Origin of the sequence: Corallococcus sp. CA049B (assembly GCF_003611685.1) — a bacterium.
Taxonomy (GTDB): Bacteria; Myxococcota; Myxococcia; order Myxococcales; family Myxococcaceae; genus Corallococcus; species Corallococcus coralloides.
In genome coordinates this window covers 38,920-60,429 of the sequence record NZ_RAWC01000004.1, presented here as the reverse complement: position 1 = coordinate 60,429, position 21,510 = coordinate 38,920, and the positions used below count along the sequence as shown (strand labels likewise).

Genomic DNA, 21,510 nt, shown 5'->3' with positions numbered 1-21,510 from the left:
TGGCCTTCCGGGGGAAGGCCATGGACGCGACGAAGCGGGCGGTATGCCTGGGACTGGCGTGGCTGCTCACGGGCTGCGCGACGGGCAGTGGAACCGTGGTGGAGGGGAGCCTCCAGCCCCGGAACTTCCGGTTCGTCACGGTCGTTGAACAGACAGAGCCAGGGCCCGGAGGCTGGAGAGAGGCCTGTGTCCATGTTCCGCTACGGCGTGACACGGGAGAGGTCTTCCGATGCTCCTTGGGAATTGGAATGCCCCTCCAGGTCGAAGGCTCGGAGCCGATCCCGGTGGAACTGGCCCAGCGCATCGCGGCGAACTGCGCCAATCTGGCGGCCCAGACCGTGTTCAGTTCAACCACCCCGGTAACAGCCCTCGGTCTTGCATGTGAGGAGTTCAGGAACACCCTCAAGACCGCGCTCGACGCGACCGTTGTCGGCTCACGGGTCAGGCAACAGTGTCATCCGGCGACGCTCACCTTCAAATCCAAGCCCAGGAAGCCATGACGCCTTCCGCCGATGAATTGCTCGCGATCGCGGGGCTCTACTGGGGCTCCGACCAGGCCTATGTCTTCCGTCAGGAACCCAGCCCCGAGGACCTTCGCTACGAAGCCCTCTGGGAGGAGAAGAATGTGGAGAGGCCCCGCTGGGGAGCCTTCGTGAAGACGCTTCGAGAAGCGCTTCCCAGTTGCGATGCCTGGGACTACGCGCCGGGCCTGGCGAACCCCAGCTTCTGCGTGCTGGTCTACCCGCATCAGGAGCAGGACAGGATGCGTCCACAGACGCGCTGGACCGTCGCCGGGTACCTCAGCATCCTGGCTCCCCTCTACACCGTGCACTGCGTTCGCCGGGTCTTCCTTGGGAAGCACCTCATGGAGTCGAAGGTCTTCCTCGGCCCCGTCCCGCTGGAGCTGCAAGGCATCGCGGACACGGTCGCCCGGCACATCGAGGCCGAATACGGCGCGACGGCGCTCCCCCTCGAAGTCGCGCAGACGCCCGTTCCGCTCCACGTCAACCTCATGAAGCCGCCGGAGACCACGCTCTTCCACGCGCTCTTCACCTCCGAGCCCGGGAACATCCTCTGAACCCCCTCCCCGGACCTGACGCAGCGGGCCAGATATTTTCCACTCTGCCGGCAAAGTCTTTTTGATTTGAGCTGGTGGATTTCTCACGTTTTGCGACAAAGTTCGCCGCCTTCGCCGGGAGGGGCGCAGACGTGTCCAGACGAATCCGTTTCATCCGTGGGCTGTGGCTCATGGTCGTGTTGTGGGGAGCCGGGGCGTGGGCCCAGGGCAACTCGGTCATCACCGGGACCCTGGCGAACGCGCTCGACAAGAAGCCCCTGGTGGACGTCGTGGTCACCGCCACCTCGCCCCAGCTTCAGGGCGAGCGCACGGTCCTCACCGACAAGAGCGGCCTGTACCGCATCCCCCAGCTTCCGCCGGGCACGTACACGCTGCGCTTCGAGGCCCAGGGCTATCAGCCCTATGCCCGCGACGGCATCCTGCTGCGAATCGACCGCACCATCCGCTTCAACGCGGAGCTGGCGCCGGACAACCTGAGCTCCGACATCGAGGTCGTCGGCTCCCCGCCCACCCTGGACGTGGGCTCCAGCGCCGCGGGCGTCACCGTGGACCAGGACTTCATCCGCAACATCGCCGTCATCCGCCCCGGCACCAAGGGCTCCGCGTCCCGCTCCTTTGAAGGCCTGGCGGAGCTCGCCCCCGGCGCCACCGAGGACCGCTACGGGGTGAGCATCAGCGGCAGCTCGTCCCCTGAGAGCCAGTACGTCGTGGACGGCCTGTCCGTGAACGACCCCGGCGTGGGCACGCTGGGCACGCCCCTGTCCGTGGAGTTCGTGAAGGAGGTCAACATCATCACCGGCGGCTACATGCCGGAGTACGGCCGCTCCACCGGCGGAGTGCTCAACGTCGTCACCAAGTCCGGCTCCAACGAGTTCCACGGCTCCGTGTTCGCCAACTACGCGCCCGGCGCGCTCCAGCGGTCCGGCAAGGAGGTCCTGCGCGAGGGCAGCGTCATCTCCGCGCAGGGCAGCGCCCACAACCTGGGCGACTTCGGCTTCGACCTGGGCGGCCCCCTCCTCAAGGACAAGCTCTGGTTCTACGTGGGCGTCGCGCCGTCCTTCAATCGCATCCAGGTGGACCGCCAGCTCAGCAGCTACGAGCTGTGCTCGGAGGTGGACCCGGAGAACGGCTGCGCCGCCGTGGGCGCGCGCCGCAAGGACCCCACCACCGGCTTCTCCCAGGTGACCCCCATCGAAGGCACCCAATCCAGCCGCTTCGCCGACGAGCGCAGCGTGCAGTACCTGGGCAAGCTCACCTACAACTTCAACCCGGACCACAGCCTGTCCGTGTCCGTGTTCGGCACGCCGCGCTCCTCCGGCGGCAGCGGCAAGTACGCCTTCAGCGACGACGGCGAGCCGGAGGTGTGCACCAGCCTGTCGTGCACCGGCTTCGTGCAGGGCGCTTATGAATCCATCGCCACCCGGCGCAGCAACAGCGCCATGGACATCGTCGCGAAGCAGGCGTCGTCCTTCTTCGACAAGAAGCTGCTCGTGGACGCGACGCTCGGCTGGCACCACCAGGCGGACTCCATCCTCCCGTCGGACGGCTCCGACCTGGGCTCCGGCGAGGGCCTGTCCGCGAAGTCCAACATCGCCTGGCGCCGCACCCGCAACCCCGGCTACCACACCATCAACGAGTTCGAGCAGATCCCCGCCGGCGCCTGCGGCACCACGCCCGAGGAGCAGCGGCTGCGCTGCCCCGTGACGGCCTACTCCACCGGCGGCCCCGGCACCATCAGCGTCCAGCGCCTGGACCGCGTGCAGGGCAAGGTGATGGGCACGTACCTGCTGGAGGCCCTGGGCCACCACATCCTCAAGGCGGGCGCGGACATCGAGCGGATGAGCTTCTACAACAACCGCGCGCGCACCGGCGGCACGCCCTGGCAGGAGTGCACCGGCGGCGACTGCTTCTTCAGCCTCAACCAGTACGGCTACCTGGCGGGCCCGGACCTGCCGGTGTTCCTGCCCAGCAAGGAGGGCACCTCCACGTCCACCACCGTGGGCGGCTTCCTCCAGGACAGCTGGTCCGTCATGGACAAGGTCACCGTCAACGTGGGCCTGCGCTACGACGTGCAGACCATCTACGGCCTGGACGGCGAGGTGGGCCTGCACCTGCCCAACCAGTGGTCCCCGCGCCTGGGCGTCATCTACGACCCGACGCAGAGTGGCCGCGCCAAGCTCTTCGCCAACTACGCGCGCTTCTTCGAGAACGTCCCCCTGGACATGGCGGACCTGTCCTTCCCGCAGCAGCAGCTGCTCTCCGCCACCTACGACTCGCCCCCGTGCGTGCCCTCCCGTGAGGATTCGCTGCTCGGGGACTGCACCCAGAACGCCAACCGCCAGCCCATTGGCAACCGCGAGAGCCCCAACCAGCTGTGGGACGCGCAGGGCGGCGACCGCGTGCCGGTGGACCCCCAGATTCGCGCGCAGTCCGCGGACGAGTTCGTGGTGGGCGGTGAGTACGAGCTCTTCGCCGCGAGCCGCCTGGGCGCCACGTACACCCGGCGCTACCTCAATGACGTCATCGAGGACATGAGCCGCGACGACGGCAGCACCTTCTTCCTGGGCAACCCGGGCAAGGGCTACTCCACGGACTTCCCGCTGGCCCGGCGCGAGTACGACGCGGTGAACCTCTACTTCCAGCGCGCCTTCACCAACGGGTGGCTGGCCCAGGCCAGCTACACCTGGGCCAACCTGCGCGGGAACTACTCCGGCCTGTTCCGCGCGGACACCGGCCAGCTGTCCCCCAACCTCACGCGCGACTTCGACCTGGTGTCGCTCACCGTCAACCGCGAGGGCCAGCTGCCCGGGGACCGCACGCATTCCTTCAAGGTGTTCGCCGCGAAGGAGCTGGTGCTGGGGCCTCGCACCAGCATCAACGTGGGCGGCAACTACCGGGCGCGCTCCGGCACGCCGCTCAACTACCTGGGCGCGCACCCGCGCCGCAGCGGCTCGGAGACGTTCATCCTGCCGCGCGGCAGCGCGGGCCGGCTGCCCTGGGTGCACGGCGTGGACGGGCACCTGGGCCTCAACCAGCGGCTGGTGAAGGACTACGTCCTCACGGTGTCCCTGGACGTGTTCAACCTCTTCAACTTCCAGCAGTACACGGACGTGGACCAGACCTTCACCACCACGCGCGTGTACGCCATCGAGCAGGGCGGCAAGCCGGACGACCTCACCGCCTGCCTCACCGCCGGCAACCCGAACTGCAAGGTCATCTCCACCGCCACGAACCAGCCCATTGGCGAGGCGGACATCAACCCCAACTTCAAGCGGCCCACCGCCTACCAGGCCCCGCGCTCCATCCGCCTGGGCGCGAAGCTCAGCTTCTAGGCCTTGAAGCCATGAGGACTCCCACGATGAAGCTTCGTTGGATGGCAGTGAGTGCAGGGCTCGCGGCGGCGGCCGTCGCCGTGGGTGCTTGCGGCAGTGAACCGGAGCCCGAGTGCGTCGTGGCTCGCGCCGTGTCGGACGGCTCCACCGGCTCGTTCGCCGCGACGTATCAGCTCAAGCCCGGGCAGAACCCGGACACCGTCTGCGCGCGGCTCAAGCCGGAGCCGCTGGGGCTGCAGAAGTTCTTCAGTGAAGACCCGGCCGCGCCCGACACCGTGGGCGTGCGCAGCGCGCGGCTGGGCAAGCTGCTGGAGGACTTCGCGTCCCGGCTGAGCGAGGACTCGAAGGCGTCCGCCACCGCGGTGGGCCCGTTCGCCTCCGCGACGCCGGGGGCGGACCACTTCTGCTCCGTGCCGACGCTGACGCCCACGCGGCTGGAGGTGCCCGCGTCCACGGCGCCGGACGGCGGCGCGCTGCCCGCGCAGGACTACGGCTACGCGTGGAGCAACCTGCGCATCTACAACACGCCGGAGATTCCGGGCACGCAGTTCACCGCGGACCTGGTCTACGCGGAGAACGGCTGCAGCGCCGAGTACACCGTCAAGGGCATCTGGCCGGTGGTGAAGTGCCAGAACAGCAAGACGAAGCTGCCGGACGACACGCTGTGCGACCCGTACGCGGACTACGACGCGGGGCGGCTGCGCGGCTCCGGCATCAACCCGCTGTTCCCCGTGAAGTGCGACCCGGACGCGCTCATCTGCGTGCTCACGGGTGAGGTGCCGTCGGCGCCGTGAGGCCGTGGCTTCCGGGACGCAGCGCCTGCGGCAGGTCCCGGAAGTCCTTCACCAGCCAGTCCGGCTGCTCACGCACCAGGACCTCGCGCGGGAACGACGTGGCGACGGCGACACACGCCGCGCCCGCCGCCCGCGCGGCCCTCAGCCCCGCCACCGCGTCCTCGAACACCACGCACGCGTGCGGCGCGACGCCCAGCGCGGCGGAGGCCTTGAGGTACACCTCGGGATCCGGCTTGCCCCGTGACACGTCCGTGGACGTCACCCGCACGGGGAACAGGTGCTCCAGCCCCACGCGCTCCAGGGCCCGCTCCGCGTTCTGGGCCAGGGCGCTCGTGCCCAGGGCCCAGGGCACGCCCGCCTGCTTGAGGGACATCAGGTAGGCGCCCACGCCCGGGACGGGCGACACCGGCTCGTGGTCGAGCAGCCGGTGGAAGGCCCGCTCCCGGTCGTCGGTGAGCACGGCCACCTGCTCGTCATCCAGCTCCGCGCCGAACCATGCGCGCAGCGTCTCCCCGGCCCGCCGGCCGTTGGTGGCGAGCAGCTGCTCGCGCGTGGGCACGTAGCCCCGCTCGCGGGCGAACTCCTCCCAGACACGGTAGTGCAGCTCGGTCGTGTCGATGACCACGCCATCCAGGTCGAAGAGGACGGCGCCGAAGGCGGTGATGTTCGAGGTCGATGGAGTCATGGAGGTCGCGCTCTCTCTCGAAAATCCACACGGGACGCGTCACAAACCTATTCATCGGATGGGGCGCGGGCGTGGCCTCCGCCCCTACCGCCAATGCCCACCGTGCGAGCAGCCGTGGGGACGGTTCCCAGAGAACGCCGCCTGCCAGGCCCCGGGGCAGCCAGCCCGTTGTAGGCTGCCGGGGACGTCCATGCCGCCCAAGAACCCCACGGATTTCTCCACCACCGCCGTCCGCACCCAGGGCACGCCGTCACAGGCCGCCCAGGTGATGCCGGCGTTGACGCTCATTGGCCACGCCCAGCCCCAGCGCATCGGGGAGCGGCTGCTGCTGGACGGGCTGCTGTCCGGAGAGCGCGCGGTGGCGCTGTCCCGCAACGCGCCGGACTTCAGCCGTCCGGGCGCGGTGCTGGCGCTGCCCCTGGGGGACCCCTTCCTCAGCCGGACCCCCGTGCGCTTCGAGGCGGGGACGGACGGGAGCGTGCGGCTGCGGGTGCCGGAGGGCGGGACGCCGGTGTGGGTGGGCAGCGAGCCGGTGCGCGGCGGGCGGGAGTTCCCCAAGGAGGCGCTGGTGGCGGGCGTGCCGCTGGTGCTCGCCGGGCGCGTGGCGCTGCTGCTGCACCAGGCCACCGTGCGCGGCGCGGGTGCCCAGGCGGAGCTGGCGGGGCTGGGCATGGTGGGCGACAGCGAGGGCATCGTCCGCGTGCGCGAGGACGTGCTGCGCGTGGCCGACCTCCAGGTCCCCGTGCTGGTGCGGGGCGAGACGGGCACGGGCAAGGAGCTGGTGGCCAGAGCGCTCCATGCGCGGAGCCCTCGCCGCGCGGGCCCCTTCGTCAGCGTCAACCTGGGCGCCCTGGCGAAGGACCTCATCGCCGCGGAGCTGTTCGGCGCCGTGCGGGGTGCGTTCACCGGCGCCGCGCGCGACCGGGAGGGCTTCTTCCGCGCCGCCCACGGCGGCACGCTCTTCCTGGATGAAGTGGCGGAGGCCCCTCCGGAGGTCCAGGCGGCGCTGCTGCGCGTGCTGGAGACGCAGGAGGTCTATCCCGTGGGCGCGCAGACCCCGGTGCGCGTGGACGTGCGGCTCGTCACCGCCACGGACGCGGACCTGGAGGCGCGCATCCACGACGGCCACTTCAAGGCCCCGCTGCTGCACCGGCTGGCGGGCTTCGAAATCACCGTGCCCCCGCTGCGCGAGCGCCGCGAGGACATCGCGACGCTGTTCCTCCACTTCGCGCGCCAGGAGCTGGAGTCCACGGGCGAGGCGGGGCGGCTGAGCTCCTCGGACGCGAGGGCGGAGCCGTGGATTCCCGCGGCGCTCGCCGCGCGGCTGGTGCGCTCCGCGTGGCCCGGCAACGTGCGCCAGCTTCGCAATGTCGCGCGGCAGCTCGTGATTGGGAGCCGGGGCCTGCCCGGGCTGCGCGTGGATGCGCGGCTGGAGCAGTCGCTGGACGCCGACGCGCTGCCCATCCCCGGGCACCCCCTGGGCGAGCACGCGCCCGCCCCTGCCTCGGAGGACACGCCCGTGCCTTCGGCGACGCGCGCACCCGCGCGGCGCAAGCCGTCGGAGGTGAGCGAGCAGGAGGTGCTGGAGGCCCTGCGCGCCTGCGCGTGGGACTTGAAGGCCACGGCGGACTGGCTGGGCATCCCGCGCTCCTCCGTGTACGTGCTCATCGACAAGAGCTCGCTCCTGCGGACCGCGCGCGACCTGAGCCCGGAGGAGATCACCCGCTGCTTCCATGAGTGCGAGGGCGACCTGGACCGCATGGTGCAGAAGCTGGAGGTCTCCCGCCGCGCGCTCCATCGCCGGGTGCGTGAGCTGGGATTGGACGCGAACTGAGCTGGTATGGCGTCTGCAATGGCGGCGGGCACCATGCCCACCATCACCATCGACGTCTCCACGACCCCTGTCACCTACAACCCCAGCCCCGAGGTGAAGCACGGCGACACGGTGGTCTTCACGTTGGGCAATGCGCTCAGCGCCACCGCCACCATCACGTTCCCCAACGGCACCTGCCTCACCACGTCTGGCCCGTACACGCTCGGGGGCCCCACGATGGCGACCGCGCCCCTGACCGTCGCCCTGACGGCGGCGCGCGGGGTCTATACCTTCGACGTGGACTTCAACAGCGGGCAGGAGTCCCTGGCCCGCAAGGGCCACGAGTGGGACCGGAAGAACGGCGGCATCGACGTGAACAACGACCCGCCGAAGGAGCTGCTCCGGTAGGCGCCGGACACGTCAGCTCCCGGCCCCGGACGTGTCATTGACGCGTCCGGGAAGGCGCGGCCGTGAAACATCCGGGCGCAGCTTCAAGACATGCATGTTGGTACAGGGGCTGCAATGCTATGCGGACCTATGGCCACCATCACAGTCGACCTCTCCACGGTTCCCATCAGCTACGACCCCGGCCCGGAAGTGAAACACGGCGACACGGTTGTCTTCTCGATGGGCAGCTACCCTGTCTCCTACACCGCCACCATCACGTTCCCCCACGGGAACTGCCTCACCGTCTCCGCCACGAATCCGTACCCGTACGAGCTCGGAGGGCTCCACGCGCTGGCGACCTCCCCGCTGACCGTCTCCATGACGGCGCCGAAGCGGGTCTACGAATTCGACGCCGTCATCGACGATGGGTCGAGCCCCCGGAGCGCGGACAAGGTCGGTCCGCCGCTCGACCTGGACCGGAAGAACGGCGGCATCGACGTGAACAACGACCCGCCGGAGACCGTCTGACCGACGGACACGTCAGCCCCGGACCGTGCCATTGACGCGTCCGGGGCCCTGTCCCGTGTCGCGGCCGTGAACCCTCCCAGGCTCCGCCGGTAGCGCCCTCAGGGCGTGGGGACGTCAGCCACGCTCTCCGGGCTCGGGACACGCGCTCCCGCGCGGAGGGCCAGCAGCCCCTCCCGCACCTCGCGCGCATGGGCCCACCGGGGACGGGCCGTCACCACCGCGTCGGCCAGCGCCAGTCCCCGCGTCAGCCCGGCCGCCGCGTCCTGCCCTTCACGGATGCGCCACCGCGCCCACGCGCCGTGGAGCTCCGCCGCCGCGAGCCGGTACTCCAGCCTGGGGTCGAGCTGCATCGCCTGCTCGAAGGCCTGCGCCGCGCGCGTGAACTCGCCCTCCGCCGCGCCGTGGCCCCGCGCCATCCAACGCGCCCGGACGCCGGAGGCCTCCGCCAGATAGCGCCAGGCATTGCCCAGGCGCGGGTTCTGCGCGCGCGCCCGGTCCAGCGCCGCCTCCGCCTTCGTCAGGTCCGCCGCCGGGTCTCGCGCCTGTGACAGCGTCCACGCCGCGCGGCGCACCCAGGCCTTGCCCAGGTTCGCCAGCAGGTCCGCGTCGTCCGGCAGCCGCTTCAGCGCCTCCGTGTAGTCCTCCACCGCGGCGCGCAGCGCGACGCTCGGGTCCTCGCCCTTCGCGAGCTGGAGCTCCGCGCGGAAGACCTCCCACTCGCCCAGGTTGTTGAAGGCGAAGCCTTGCGTGGGCGCCAGGGCGCGGGCCTTCTCGAACGACGCCTTCGCTTCGTCGAGCAGCGCCTTCGTGTCGCCGCCCTCCTCTGCCCGCAGCTCCGCCTGCCAGAACACCGCGGAGCCCAGCGCGTTGTGGAGCGCGGGCGGCTTCGCGTTGAGCGCCAGCCCCTGCCGGTACAGCGTCAGGGCGCGCTCCAGGTCCACGCTGACGTCCTCGCCCTTCAGGTAGCGGGCTCGCGCGAGCTGCTCCGCCACCTCCGCGCCGTTGAAGCACGCGACGAAGTTGTCCGGGTTGAGGGACAGGGCCCGCGTGAGCGCGCTGTTCGCGCGGCGCAGGTCGCCCGTCGCGTCCGGCGCACCCGGGGCGCCCGCCCGCTTGCGGTACGCGACGCCCAGGTTGATCCACGACAACGGCTGCTGCTCGCTCAGCTGGAGCGCCGCCTGGTACCCGGCGATGGCCTTGTCCAACAGCGGCAGCGGGTCCCCGCCGCGCGCGGCCTCCGCGTCCGCCTGTCCCTGCCAGGTCAGGCCCAGGTTGTCGTGGAACGCGAAGTCGCGGTCCTCCGGACGCAGCTGTTCGAAGGAGGCAATCGCGAGCTGCAGCTGTCCGCGCGGGTCCTCCCCGTGCAGCTGCTGGTGGCGCGCCCACTGGCGATGCGTGAGGGCCCGCTCCAGCGGGATGCGGTCGCTCGGCGTGGCCACGGACTCCGCGGTGCGCAGCGCGGCCAGGGACTTCTCCAGCAGCGGAGCCACGCCTTCGCCGCCCTGGTTCGCGCGATGCTGCGCGAGCCGGCGGTGGAAGCGCGCCACCAGCACCAGCGAGCGGGCATGGTCCGGAGCCGCGGCGAGCGCGTGCGACAGCGCCTCCAGGCCTCGCTCGTAGTGCGGCAGCACGTTGCCCTCGCCGTACAGCTCCATCACCAGCGCGGCCAGCTCCAGCCGCCCCAGCACCGAGTGCACCCCGGGCTGACTCTCCGCCGTGGCGACGGCGGCGGTATATGCCTCGCGGCTCAGCGCCAGGTCCGCCTGCGAACCCGCGCGGTCCCCGCCGCTCCAGCGCCGCGTGGCCCGCGCGAGCAGGATGTCGCCACGCAAGAGCGGCGCCTCGTAGAACCACGGCGACGCCATGCCCGGCGCGTCCAGCAGCGCCAGCGCGTCCTCCGGCCGGTCCTCGTAGAAGGCGAACAGGGCCTTCACGAACGACGGCGGCGCGGGGACATCCGGCCCTTCCGCCTGGCGCAGGTACGCGAGCGCCGGGTCGCGGTAGCGCCCGTTCAGCTCCTTGAGCCGGGCCTCTCGCTGCGCGGGGGCGCGGCGCTCCACGTCCAGCAGCAGCTGCTCGCGGTACAGGTGGCCCAGCGTCTGCGCCAGCGCCCACGCCACGCGCGGCTCGCGGTAGCCGTGCGCCCACGCGGACTCCAGCTTCGCGCGCGCGCCGTCCAGGTCGTCCAGCGCGAACAGGGCGCGGCCCAGCGCGTACTCACCGGGGCCCACCGCCTGCGCGCCCGCGCGGGAAATCTCCTGCTCCAGCGCGGCCATGCTCGCGCGCAAGGCCTCGCGGTCCTTGCGCGTGTCGTGCAGGCGCGACAGGGCGGAGTAGCGCGCCGAGGACTCGATGCGCTCCACGCGCTCGGTGAAGGCGCGGGCCAGCCGCTCGCGTTCAGCCACCTCGCCGCGCGCGAGCCGAGCCTGCGTGAGCGCGCCGGCCACCACCGCCACCACCGTGCCGCCCAGCGCCAGCGCCGCGCGGTGCTTGCGGACCTTCTTGCCCAGCCAGTAGCGCGCGCCGTGGCGGGCCCTCACCGGCTCGCCGGCCAGGAAGCGCTCCAGGTCGTCCGTGAAGGAGCGCACGGAGTCGTAGCGGAGCGGCCGCTCCTTCTCCAGGCACTTGAGGACGACGGCCTCCAGGTCCTCCGGGATGTCCGGCTCCAGCGCGCGCGGACGCGGCGGCGGCTCCGCCTGGAGCTTCGCGAGCACCTCCTTCTCCGTGCCGCCGGTGAAGGGAGGCTGCCCGGTGAGCAGCGCATATAATGTCGCGCCCAGCGCGTAGACGTCCGCGCGGCGGTCCAGGCGGTGGCCCTCGCCGCGGGCCTGCTCGGGCGGCATGTAGTGCGGCGTGCCCAGCACCGCGTTCGGGGTGGTGCTGTCCTCTCGCCAGTCCCGCGCCAGGCCAAAGTCCATCACGAAGGGGTTGAAGCCTCCGTCCTCCGTGCGCTCCACCAGGATGTTGCCGGGCTTCAGGTCGCGGTGGACCAGCCCCACGCGGTGCGCGGCGTGCACGCCCTCCGCGGCCTGGCACAGCACCCAGACGCGCTGCTCCAGCGTGAGCGAGTGGGAGAGCTGCCCCAGCGACGGGCCCTCCACGTAGCGCATGGCGATGAAGGCGTGCCCGCGCACCTCGCCCACTTCGTAGACCTCGCACACGCGCTCGTGGCGCACGCGGGCCTGGGCGCGGGCCTCCGACAGGAAGCGGCGGGCCAGCTCCGGGTCCCCGTCCCGCACGAACTTGAGGGCCACGTTGCGGCGCAGCAGCGGGTCATAGGCCAGGAACACCTGCCCCATGCCGCCCTGCCCCAGGAAGCGCACGGGTTCGTAGCGGTCCCAGCCGGGCACCGGAAAGGAGGGCACGCCCTCCACGGCCAGCGAGGACGGAATCGCCGTGCCCAGCGTGGCGGCCTCCTGGATGGGGACTTCCCCCCGGTCCGTGCAGCCGCGAGCCAGGTCCTGCCGCAAGAGGTCCAGGGTGTCCTCCGTCAGCCGGCCCCGGTCCTTCAACAGCTCCAGGGGCCCGCGGTGCAGGCGGAGGGCCTCCTCGCGCAGGGCGGCCGCCTCCTCGGAGGACAGCAGCCCCTCGTCCAGCGCGAGCAGGACCTCCTCCTCGTAAGACTCTTGCGGACCTGCCCCGGGCACGGACGAAGCATACGGGGAAGGCCGGGGGACGCGGGAGCGCCGCCGGAAGGGCGCCATGAGAGGGAGCGAGGGGGCGCTCCCGGGAAGGGGGAAGGCCGGCCCCTCCGGCGGGCTCCGCGAGGCTGCTATGCGGCGCGGCGCTGACGGCGGCGCAGCCCCGGCACTCCCATCAGGCCCAGCAGGGCCAGCCAGGAGGCATCCGGCGCGGTGCTGCACCCGCCGCCCGCGAAGGCGCGCGTGTTCACCACCGTCCAGGTGTACTCCGCCGGGGTCGCATCCGTGTTGCCGCTGCCGTCCACCGCGCGGACGCGCAGGACGTGGTCCCCGCTGCCGACGGTGTAGCTGCCCTGGCACGGGCCCCAGGCGCCGCCGTCGAGGCTGCACTCGAACGTGGAGCCCTCTTCCGTGGAGGCGTACTCGAAGTCCGCCGTGCGGCTGGAGGTGGTCGGCTCCGGGCCCTTCACGATGGAGGTGTCCGGGGCCTGGTTGTCCGGAACCACGCTGTCCACCACGAAGGGGACCGCGGTGGACGGGGGGCTGGTGACGCCCGCGGGAGACTCGGCCGTGGCCGTCACGCTGTGCGGGCCATCCGTCAGCGGCGCGGTGGGCACGCAGCTCCACTTGCCGGCCGCGTCCACGGTGGCGGTGCACAGGACGGTGGTGCCCTCGCGCACCGTCACCGTCGCGCCGGGCTCGCCGGTGCCGGTGATGGCGGGCGTGCCGGTGGTGACGGTGGTGTTCGCCTCCGGGCCGGTGATGACCGGGGCCGGGACCTCGGTGTCCACGATGAAGGGGACGGCGTTGGACGCGGGGCTGGGGCTGCTCGTGGGCGTCTGGGCCGTGGCCGTCACGGTGTGCGGGCCATCCACCAGCGGCGTCGTGGGCGTGCAGGTCCAGTTGCGGCTCGCGTCGACGGTGGCCGTGCAGACCACGGTGGTGCCCTCTCGCACCGTCACCTGCGCGCCGGGCTCACCGGTGCCGGAGATGGGAGGCGTGCCGGTGGTCACGGTGGAGTTCGCCGCGGGGCCGGTGATGACCGGGGCCGGCGTCACGGGCCCGGGCTCCTGCGCCACGCACTTCTGGGAGACCGGGTCGCAGTACGCCTCGCAGACGTTGGACGCGGTGCACGTCTGGCCCACCTCCAGCAGGCAGCGCGGCGAGCAGGTGTCGCCGCCCACCAGGTTGCCGTCGTCGCATACCTCGGCGCCCGCGCGGATGCCGTCGCCGCACGTGGTGCCGCAGGTGCTGGGCGCGCCGTTGCAGCTGTAGCCCGGCTCCACGGCGCAGGTGGCGTTGCAGCCGTCGCCCGTCACCGTATTGCCGTCGTCGCACTGCTCACCGGCCTCCAGCGTGCCGCTGCCGCAGGTGTTGAGGCACGCGGTGCCAGGGACGGGGCAGCTGTAGCCCGGCTCCACGGCGCAGGTGGCGTCGCAGCCATCGCCCGACACGGAATTGCCGTCGTCGCACGACTCGGCGCCCGCGCGGATGCCGTCGCCACAGAGGGTGACGCAGGCGCTGGGCTGACCCGAGCAGCTGTAGCCCGTCTCCACGCGGCAGCCATTGGAGCAGCCGTCGCCGGACGCCTCGTCCGCGTCGTCGCAGGTCTCGTTCGGATCCAGGGCGCCGTTGCCGCACGACTGGACGCACACGGAGGGGCCGTTGGACGGCGTGGAGCAGGCATAGCCGCCCTCCACCCGGCACTCGGTGGCGCAGCCGTCACCGGAGGTCAGGTTGCCGTCGTCGCACTGCTCGCCCGGGTCCATGTTGCCGTTGCCGCACGTCTTCGCGCAGGGCTGGCCCGGCGTGGCGCACGCGTAGCCCAGCTCCAGGGTGCAGGCGTTGGAGCAGCCGTCGTTCAGGTTCGTGTTGCCGTCGTCGCACAGCTCGCCGGCGTTGAGCACGCCGTTGCCGCACAGCGGGGCGCAGACGGACGGGGCGCCGTTGCAGGAGTAGCCCGTCTCGATGCGGCACGCCGCGGAGCAGCCGTCGGAGCTGAACACGTTGCCGTCGTCGCACTGCTCTCCCGCGTTGATGACGCCGTTGCCGCAGGAGGCCACGCAGGCCTGGCCCGGCGCGGGGCAGGCGTAGCCGTCCTCCACGCGGCAGCTGGCGTTGCAGCCGTCGTTGGCGGTGGTGTTGCCGTCGTCGCACTGCTCGCCGGGGTTCAGGTTGCCGTTGCCGCACGTCTTGGCGCAGGTGCTGGGCGCACCGGCGCAGCCGAAGCCGGGCTCGATGCCGCAGGTGGCGCTGCAGCCGTCGCCGTTGCCGGTGTTGCCGTCGTCGCACTCTTCGCGCGGGGAGATGGCGCCGTCACCGCAGCGGTCGTCGTAGGCGTCCACGAAGAGGTAGCGGAAGGCGTTCGGCGGGCTGGCGGCGTTCTCGTTGCACAGCTCGATGCGGTTGAGGCCGGGGCGCCAGGCCGCCTGGGTGCCGAACTCGCGGAAGATGTTCTTCTGCCAGGGCTGGCCGGGCGGGTCGTTCACGGTGACGGGCGTGATGGCCACGCCGTTCACGCTCGCGCCGTCGAACTGGTTGTCATTGAAGGTGGCCAGGCGCAGGCGGAACTGGCCGATGTTCGTCGTCGAGGGGATGAGGAAGTCCTGGTACACGCACGTCTGCGCGCCCTGGGGCGCCATGAAGCGCGCGGTCTGCATCTCCAGCGGCCAGTCGTTCGCGTTGCGCACGCCGGTGTCCGCGCCGGTGGTGGTGCCGGCGTAGAACCAGTGCGGATCCACCGCGCCCGTGGGCAGGCGGCGGTTCTGCGCGTCCACGCCGGTGTTGAACACCGCCACGCCCGCCTTCACGCAGCGGCTGGGGCTGCCCGCGCAGGCGAAGCCGGGCTCCACCTCGCACTGGCGGCTGCACCCGTCGCCCTCGAAGCGGTTGCCGTCGTCGCAGACCTCCTGCGCGTAGGACGGGTACTGCCGGTTGTCGAACGCGCCGTTGCCACACAGCGACAAGTCACACGTGGCCGAACAGCCGTTGCCGTCGTTGGTGGTGTTGCCGTCGTCGCACAGCTCGCCGGGGTTCACCGTGTTGTTGCCGCACAGGCTGGCCAGCGAGCACGCGTTGCCGGGCACGTGGCACAGGTAGCCCGCCTCCACGGTGCCGGTGGCCGAACAGCCGTCGCCGCTCACCGTGTTGCCGTCGTCGCACTGCTCGCCGGGCTGGAGCCGGCCGTCCCCCACGAGCGCGGACGACTGGCTCGTGAGCACGGGTTCGGGAGTGGAGGAGCGCGCTTCGCAGCCGGCGAGGAGGAACAGCGAACACAGGGCCAGCATGTGCAGGCCCGTGCGCAGGGCCATGCGGGATGAATCTCCCCGGAGGGAATGCATCAGGGTCTTGAGCATGAACGGTCTGCCTTACTTCTGAAGGGTGTCGGGGGAAGAGGAGGAGGCCGGCGCCGTCTGCACGCCATCGGCCTCTCCGACGATCTTGAACTCGACGCGGCGGTTCTTCGCGCGGCCGTCCGCCTTCGCGTTGTCCGCGATGGGCTGCTCGGGGCCGAAGCCCTGCGCCACCAACCGCTCGCGCTGCACGCCCTTGCTCACGAGGTAGTCCACCACCGCCTCGGCGCGCCGCTGGGACAGGTCCCGGTTGTAGTCGGCCTTGCCGGTGTTGTCGGTGTGGCCCTCCACGCGGACCTTCTCGATGTCCGGGTGGGACACGAGGATGGCCGCGACCTTGTCGAGCACCGCGTTGCTGCGCTTCTGGATGACGGCCTGGTTGTTCTCGAAGAACACGGCCTCCATGATGCGGATGCTGCCGGAGTCGATGCGCGCGACAGGCGCCTCCTTGCAGCCGCCGTTGGCCTCGGTGCCGGGCTCGTCGGGGCAGTTGTCCAGGCGGTCCACGATGCCGTCACCGTCGCGGTCGGGCTCCACGTCCGGGCAGCCGTCCTGGTCCTTGTAGCGGTTGAACGTCTCCGGCTCCTTCGGGCACTGGTCCTTGGAGTCCACGATGCCGTCCCCGTCGGAGTCGGGGTCGTCCGGGCAGCCGTCCTCGTCCTGGAAGCCGTTCTTGTTCTCCGCCTGGGTGGGGCACTGGTCCGCCAGGTTGGGGATGCCGTCCTGGTCGTCGTCCTTGTCCGGGCAGCCCTGGAGCTGCGCCAGGCCCGCCGTCGTGGGGCACTGGTCATCGCGGTTCTTCACGCCGTCGCCGTCGGCATCCAGGTCGGGACACTCGGCGGCCACGTGGGGCTGGCCCGCGATACAGACGGGGCCCTTGGGCGCGGGCGGCGTGCCGAAGGACACCCCGGCGAGCAGGCGGAAGCGCGGCGTGCCAGGCGTCTGGCCAAAGCCCGGGCCGCCCATGACGTACACCTCGGTGCCGTCCGCGGTGGGGACGCGCAGGCCCAGGAGCGCCTCCAGCGAGCTGGGCGAGTCCTGCGTGGGGATGATGCCGCGCACGATGACCTCTTCGCGCAGGCCCCAGAGGCCGGCGGACAGGTTGACGCCGCCGTTGAGCTCCACGCCCATCTCGTCGAGGTAGGGCTGCGTCTGCGGCGTCAGCGCGTACGTCTTCGTGCGCACGAGCGCGCCGACGTCCGCGCCCACGCGGAAGGTGCCGCCCAGCTGCTTGCCGGCGCCCAGGCGAGGGGAGAAGGTGAAGCCCTCGTCGCGGGTGAGGGCGGCCTTGCTGCCCAGGGGAAGGGCCACGCCCAGGTGCAGCCCCAAATCCAGCGGTCCGCCCCGGCTCTCGGAGAGGAAGCCCACGCGGGCCTGGACCCACGGCGTGCCGAGCGCGCTGGTGGTGGGACGGGACACGCCATTCGACGCGGTCTCCGGGCCCCACTGGGCGACGATGGGCACCTGCGCGCCCAGCTCCAGCCAGTTCGTGAGGGAGTACGCCGCGCTGATGTGCGCCGTCACGCGGTTGGAGATGATGTCGGCCTGCCGCTCGTCGTTCTCCACCAGGACGAGGGGCCGGTTCTCGTAGTGCGCCGTCAACCCGATGCGGTACTGGCCCGCGGGGAGCAGGTCACCGGTGGACAGCACGAGGCTGTCACGCATGCCGGGGTTGAGCTGCAGGCGCTCCAGTTCGATGCCCGGGATGCTGCTCTGGGCCTGGGCGCTGAAGGCGCAGAGGACAGCCAGCCCTCCGAGCCCCAGGTGATGCCTTCGTGCGAACAAGCGTTCCTCCACATGCACACACGGGCGTGAGAGGTGCCCGCGGCCCTTCGCCAGGCGAGGGGTACGCAGGCGATTGCACGCCCGGGGCCAGGAGGTGTCCGGAAGACAACGTCGAACAATCGCGCGGGGATGCGGCGGGGGCTGGCATTCCCGGGGTGGGCATGACGCGTCAGCGAGGAACGCGGACACGGCGCTGACGCGTCATGGGAGGACGCTGGGCCTACAGGTGGAAGTGGCCCGCGGCCTCCGGCTGGTAGGGCACGGCGACGATGCGCAGGCGGCGGGTGCGGCCATGGGGGAGGGGCCACTCCACGGTCTGGCCCACGGACAGGCCCAGGAGGGCGCTGCCCACGGGGGCGAGGATGGAGATGCGGCCGGCGTCGCTGTTGGCGTCCTTGGGATAGACGAGCGTGACTTCGCGCGTCTCGCCGGCCTCCCCGTCTTCAAAGACGACGGTGCTGTTCATGGTGACGACGTCGCGGGGAATGGAGTCGGAGGACGTGACGACGGCGCGGGCGAGCTCGGACTCCAGCTGCTCCACGAGCTCCGCGTTGCGGGCGTTGCCGTACTGTTCGACGACGCGCTCCAGGCGCTGGAGGTCGGTGTCGGTGACGATGAGGGGGTGGTCGTGGGTCATGGCGATTGCCTCCGGTGGGAAGGGGATGGGGACGGCACGCACACCTGGAAAGGTGGGGGTGCGTGGCGCGAAGGTTCAGTGGGGGTGGAGCGGACGCCGTCCGTCGTGAGCTACGCGAGACGGGCGGCGTGGGTGACAAGCCAGGCGGTGGCTCGGCCGTGCGCGGGCAGCGTCCGGCGCACGGAAATCCGGCGCGGAGCACGCTGCAGGCAGGCTGTGAGCGAAACCGTCATCTGACGAGGGACCCGGGGGTTGCGGCTGCGGTGAAGTGCTGAATGTAGCCGGGCCCACCCTGATTGCAACCCGGCGCACGGGAACAAGCAGCCTGGCGGACAGACGCCGTGACGCACGGAGGCGGGGAAATCAGCGGAGCGGGGACACGTCCTGGAACCACACGCCCGTGGCGCCGATGGCTTCCAGCGCGAGTTTGATGTCCTCGGAGACGATGAGCGCGATGAGCCAGCCCCAGGTGCGGAAGACCTTCGCGTCCCCGGTCCTGGTCGGGTCGATGCGCAGCCGATGAACCGCTTGGTAGGTGCCGACCCGCTCGGGCCGTCCATCCTCCGGCGCCCAGTAGCGCACCTCGCCCGAGGCGGTGTCGTCGATGCACTTCACGACGCGCACGACGTTGACGAGGAAGTATGTGTCCGGGGAGTCGTCCATCGTAACGGGGAACAGCTCCACGTCCCCCGGAGCCAGTCGGGACAGCACCTCCGCGACCCGTTGGGAGACGACAGGGACAGCGCCCGCATCCGCGAGCGAGAAGTCGAGCGCCCTTCCCCGCGAGTAGGACGGAACGCGCAGCGCGCTCTCCACCCGCGCGGGAGTCCCCTGCATGAACAGCCACGAGCCGTGCTCCTGCCCCTGGGCGTCCACGGGCGTTCCAAGCTCCCATCGGCCGGGCAGTGTCACGTCGTCGGTGAGCTTGAAGTACCGGGGCGTCACGCAGGCATCCTGCCTCATCCACCACTCCGGGTGACCAGCTTGTTGAGCCAGGTGTTCTCCGTCGCGAGTTCCTTCGCGAGGATCCGCAGCGCCTGTGTCAGGTCGACCCGGCACTGCTGAATTGTCCGGCATGTGCTGGTCGCGAGCCTCAACCGCTCAAAGACCTCCGCGTGGTACTCCTGCGGATGCGGCCCCTTGTGCCCCGGAACGTGGACCTGGTTCTCCGGATCGTTCAGGGACATGCCTGCCTTGTCGAAGAGTTGTTGATAACGCGGCGTCCACGGGCCTCCGTTCGCGGTGGACGTACTGAACTTGTCGGAAGCGATGTGGTGCTTGGGTCCTGGCACCTCCACGGGCCCGCCCGTCGCCACCGCGCCCGGCGCCAGGGTGATCAGGATGTCACCCGTCGTGGACACGGCGACGGACTCCACCTGAGCGACCGCGCCCAGCCGGAAGCCGCCCTCCGCCGCGGCCACGAGTGACGCCTGCGCCGAACCGGGCAGCGTGGGCACCTTCGCCGCGAACGTCTCCGCCGTACTGCCCAGCGCCGCCGTGGCCAGCATCACGAAGGCCCGCGCGGCGTTCTGGCCCATCACCTCGCCGTACTGCTCGCCCGCGTCCCGGAGCTCATCGAAGGTCGTGGCCTCCGCCACCGCATCCGCGAGCCGCATCCATCCGTGGATGAGGCTCCACACCGTGTCGATGCCCAGGTAGGCGATGAGCACCGCCGTCATCGTCGCCGCGACGCCCTTCGACACAGGCTCGGGCAACAGCCACAGGCCCAGATACAGGGCGCTCGTCGTGACGATCATGGAGAGCACGGCCTCGCGATCCGTCATGCCGCGCAGCGCGTCCTCCGTCTCGTCCCACACCGAGTCCAACGCGATGGAGAAGGCCAGCGTCCGCTTGCCGTCCTCGTCCAGCGTGGGCCCGCGCTCCAACAGGTGGAGACAATCCCCAGTGAGCGCCTTGCGCTTGCACCACCGGCCATACGCCGCCGCCAGCTCCGCATCCGGTGCATCGTTGAGCCGGAGGTGTCCACGCCCAGGCTCCTGCACGGAGACGAGCCCCAGATGCCCACGCACGTGGGCATAGGGCCGTGACGGAAGCGAGGCCGCCAGCAGCCGGCGGGCCGCCTCCATGGAGTGCGAGGAGACAGCTGCGGTGCGTGCGAGCCCCGCGACCGTGGCCGCGAAGGCGTCTTCGTCCAGCTCCACGGGCCGGAGGTCCCGTTGCGGCGTGTGGACACGGGTGGGTCCCCGGCCCGTACCGAGCCGCACGTTTCGGGACGCCGCGCAGCCGGTCCCCACGAGCAGCATCCACGCGATGACGGCCATGTGCGTCATCCGGACAGTGACACTGGATCCGAAAGAGCGGTGCGGTTTACCCGGGGCGTGGGGCTGTGGCATGGGGGAAGAGAGTCTACCCGCCATGAAACGCCGCCCTGAGTTCGACAGCCTGCGCGGAGTGCTGCTCATCCTGATGACGCTGACGCACCTGCCCACCCGGCTGAGTGTCCTTGGCAATCAGCCGTTCGGCTTCGTGTCCGCCGCCGAGGGCTTCGTGTTCCTCTCCGCGTTCCTCGTGGGCGTGGTGCACGCGAAGAAGGCGGGCACGGCCGCGATGTTCAAGAGCCTCTGGAGCCGCGCCCTCAAGGTGTACGGCTACCACGTCGCCCTGCTCTTCTTCGCGTTCACCATCATCGCCGCGCTGGGCGTCGCCGCGCGCAGGCCCGCCATCCACAACCTGATTGGCTTCTTCCATCAGGATCCGTTCACCGCCCTGTGGAGCAGCCTGTTCCTCCTCTACTGTCCCCCGCTGCTCGACATCCTTCCGCTCTATGTCGTGCTGCTGCTGCTCACCCCCGCCGTGCTGCTCGGTGCGCGGAAGGAGGGCTGGTCGCGGGTGCTGGGGCTGAGCGCTCTCATCTGGGTCTGGGCGCAGGTGGGCCTCAAGCGCGCCATCTACGACCTGCTCGTCGCCATCCCCGTGCTGCCCTGGCCGCCGTTGAGCATCGACCTGTCGGGCGCGTTCGACCTGTTCGCGTGGCAGTTCCTCTGGGTGCTCGGAGTGTGGATGGGTGTGGCCCGAGCCACCGCGCCGGAGCAGCGCGAGCCCGTGTCCCGCCGGCTCCTCACGGGCGCCATCGTCGTCAGCCTGGGGTTCTTCGTCGTGCGCCACCTCGATGTGGACCTGGGCGCCGCGGGGGTGCTGTTCGACAAGTGGTCGCTCGCGCCGCTGCGGCTCGTGAACTTCCTGGCCGTGGCCCTCTTGGCGAGCTGGCTCGCGCCCCGCCTGTTCCAGTGGCTGCGTCCCAAGGTGCTGGAGGCGCTGGGACAGGCGTCGCTGCCCGTGTTCGCCGTGCACGTGGTGCTGTGCCTGCTCAGCCTATCGCTGCTGGATGAGAACGAGGACCCGCTGGACTACTGGGATGAAGTCGCGGTCCTCGTGGCCACGTTCTGCAGCATGTACTTCGTGGCGCTGCGCCAGCGCATCGCGGGCCGGAGCATGGGCCCGCCGTCGACGTCCTGA

At 71.1% G+C, this 21,510-nt stretch carries 15 protein-coding genes; 8 read left to right on the top strand and 7 right to left on the bottom strand.

The annotated features are described in order from the left end of the window. Positions 1-20: 20 nt before the first annotated feature. The 4 genes from D7W82_RS01700 to D7W82_RS01685 all read left to right on the top strand — a co-directional run bounded on the left by D7W82_RS01700 (position 21) and on the right by D7W82_RS01685 (position 5,204). Complete coding sequence (locus tag D7W82_RS01700; RefSeq protein ID WP_147439174.1) at positions 21-500, top strand: hypothetical protein; 480 nt, start codon at positions 21-23, stop codon at positions 498-500. Beyond that, on the top strand, positions 497-1,078 hold the full coding sequence (locus tag D7W82_RS41210; protein WP_233587240.1) for a hypothetical protein: 582 nt from the start codon (positions 497-499) through the stop codon (positions 1,076-1,078). The genes D7W82_RS01700 and D7W82_RS41210 overlap by 4 nt, the downstream gene beginning before the upstream one ends. Positions 1,079-1,248: 170 nt before the next feature. Continuing rightward, positions 1,249-4,410 (top strand): TonB-dependent receptor domain-containing protein, encoded by a 3,162-nt coding sequence (locus tag D7W82_RS01690; protein WP_370450921.1) that lies wholly within the window; start codon positions 1,249-1,251, stop codon positions 4,408-4,410. Between the two features lie 41 nt (positions 4,411-4,451). Next, on the top strand, positions 4,452-5,204 hold the full coding sequence (locus D7W82_RS01685) for a hypothetical protein (protein WP_233587239.1): 753 nt from the start codon (positions 4,452-4,454) through the stop codon (positions 5,202-5,204). Here the strand turns inward: D7W82_RS01685 and D7W82_RS01680 are convergent. Further along, positions 5,176-5,889, bottom strand: coding sequence for an HAD family phosphatase (locus D7W82_RS01680; RefSeq protein ID WP_120616629.1), 714 nt, complete (start codon positions 5,887-5,889; stop codon positions 5,176-5,178). The genes D7W82_RS01685 and D7W82_RS01680 overlap by 29 nt on opposite strands. 190 nt (positions 5,890-6,079) lie before the next feature. Here D7W82_RS01680 and D7W82_RS01675 point away from each other — a divergent pair, with 190 nt between their 5' ends. The 3 genes from D7W82_RS01675 (at position 6,080) to D7W82_RS01665 (ending at position 8,617) form a co-directional block, all read left to right on the top strand. Then, positions 6,080-7,723 carry a sigma 54-interacting transcriptional regulator gene (locus tag D7W82_RS01675; RefSeq protein WP_120616628.1) on the top strand — a complete coding sequence of 548 codons (1,644 nt, stop codon included), beginning with the start codon at positions 6,080-6,082 and terminating at the stop codon, positions 7,721-7,723. 6 nt (positions 7,724-7,729) lie between these two features. After that, complete coding sequence (locus D7W82_RS01670; protein WP_233587238.1) at positions 7,730-8,110, top strand: hypothetical protein; 381 nt, start codon at positions 7,730-7,732, stop codon at positions 8,108-8,110. 129 nt (positions 8,111-8,239) lie between these two features. Then, positions 8,240-8,617, top strand: a complete 378-nt coding sequence (locus D7W82_RS01665; RefSeq protein ID WP_233587237.1) for a hypothetical protein — start codon at positions 8,240-8,242, stop codon at positions 8,615-8,617. A 98-nt stretch (positions 8,618-8,715) separates the two neighbouring features. Here the strand turns inward: D7W82_RS01665 and D7W82_RS42260 are convergent, their stop codons facing one another. From D7W82_RS42260 to D7W82_RS01635, 6 genes are all read right to left on the bottom strand, one after another. After that, on the bottom strand, positions 8,716-12,264 hold the full coding sequence (locus tag D7W82_RS42260) for a serine/threonine-protein kinase (protein ID WP_120616668.1): 3,549 nt from the start codon (positions 12,262-12,264) through the stop codon (positions 8,716-8,718). A 125-nt stretch (positions 12,265-12,389) separates the two neighbouring features. Then, positions 12,390-15,614, bottom strand: coding sequence for a DUF4215 domain-containing protein (locus D7W82_RS01655; protein WP_120616626.1), 3,225 nt, complete (start codon positions 15,612-15,614; stop codon positions 12,390-12,392). A gap of 12 nt (positions 15,615-15,626) precedes the next feature. Then, the gene (locus D7W82_RS01650; protein ID WP_120616625.1) at positions 15,627-17,396 is read right to left on the bottom strand and encodes an OmpA family protein; all 1,770 of its coding nucleotides are present in this window, start codon (positions 17,394-17,396) and stop codon (positions 15,627-15,629) included. Positions 17,397-17,616: 220 nt separating this feature from the next. Next, positions 17,617-18,033, bottom strand: coding sequence for a nucleoside diphosphate kinase regulator (gene rnk, locus D7W82_RS01645; RefSeq protein ID WP_120616624.1), 417 nt, complete (start codon positions 18,031-18,033; stop codon positions 17,617-17,619). Positions 18,034-18,396: 363 nt separating this feature from the next. Next, a complete protein-coding gene (locus tag D7W82_RS01640) occupies positions 18,397-18,996 on the bottom strand; it encodes an imm11 family protein (protein WP_233587236.1) in 600 nt (199 codons plus the stop codon). After that, positions 18,993-20,315 (bottom strand): AHH domain-containing protein, encoded by a 1,323-nt coding sequence (locus tag D7W82_RS01635; RefSeq protein ID WP_120616623.1) that lies wholly within the window; start codon positions 20,313-20,315, stop codon positions 18,993-18,995. The genes D7W82_RS01640 and D7W82_RS01635 overlap by 4 nt, the downstream gene beginning before the upstream one ends. 94 nt (positions 20,316-20,409) lie before the next feature. Here D7W82_RS01635 and opgC point away from each other — a divergent pair, with 94 nt between their 5' ends. Further along, entirely contained in the window at positions 20,410-21,510 is a 1,101-nt protein-coding gene (gene opgC, locus D7W82_RS01630; RefSeq protein WP_120616622.1) for an OpgC domain-containing protein, read from the top strand.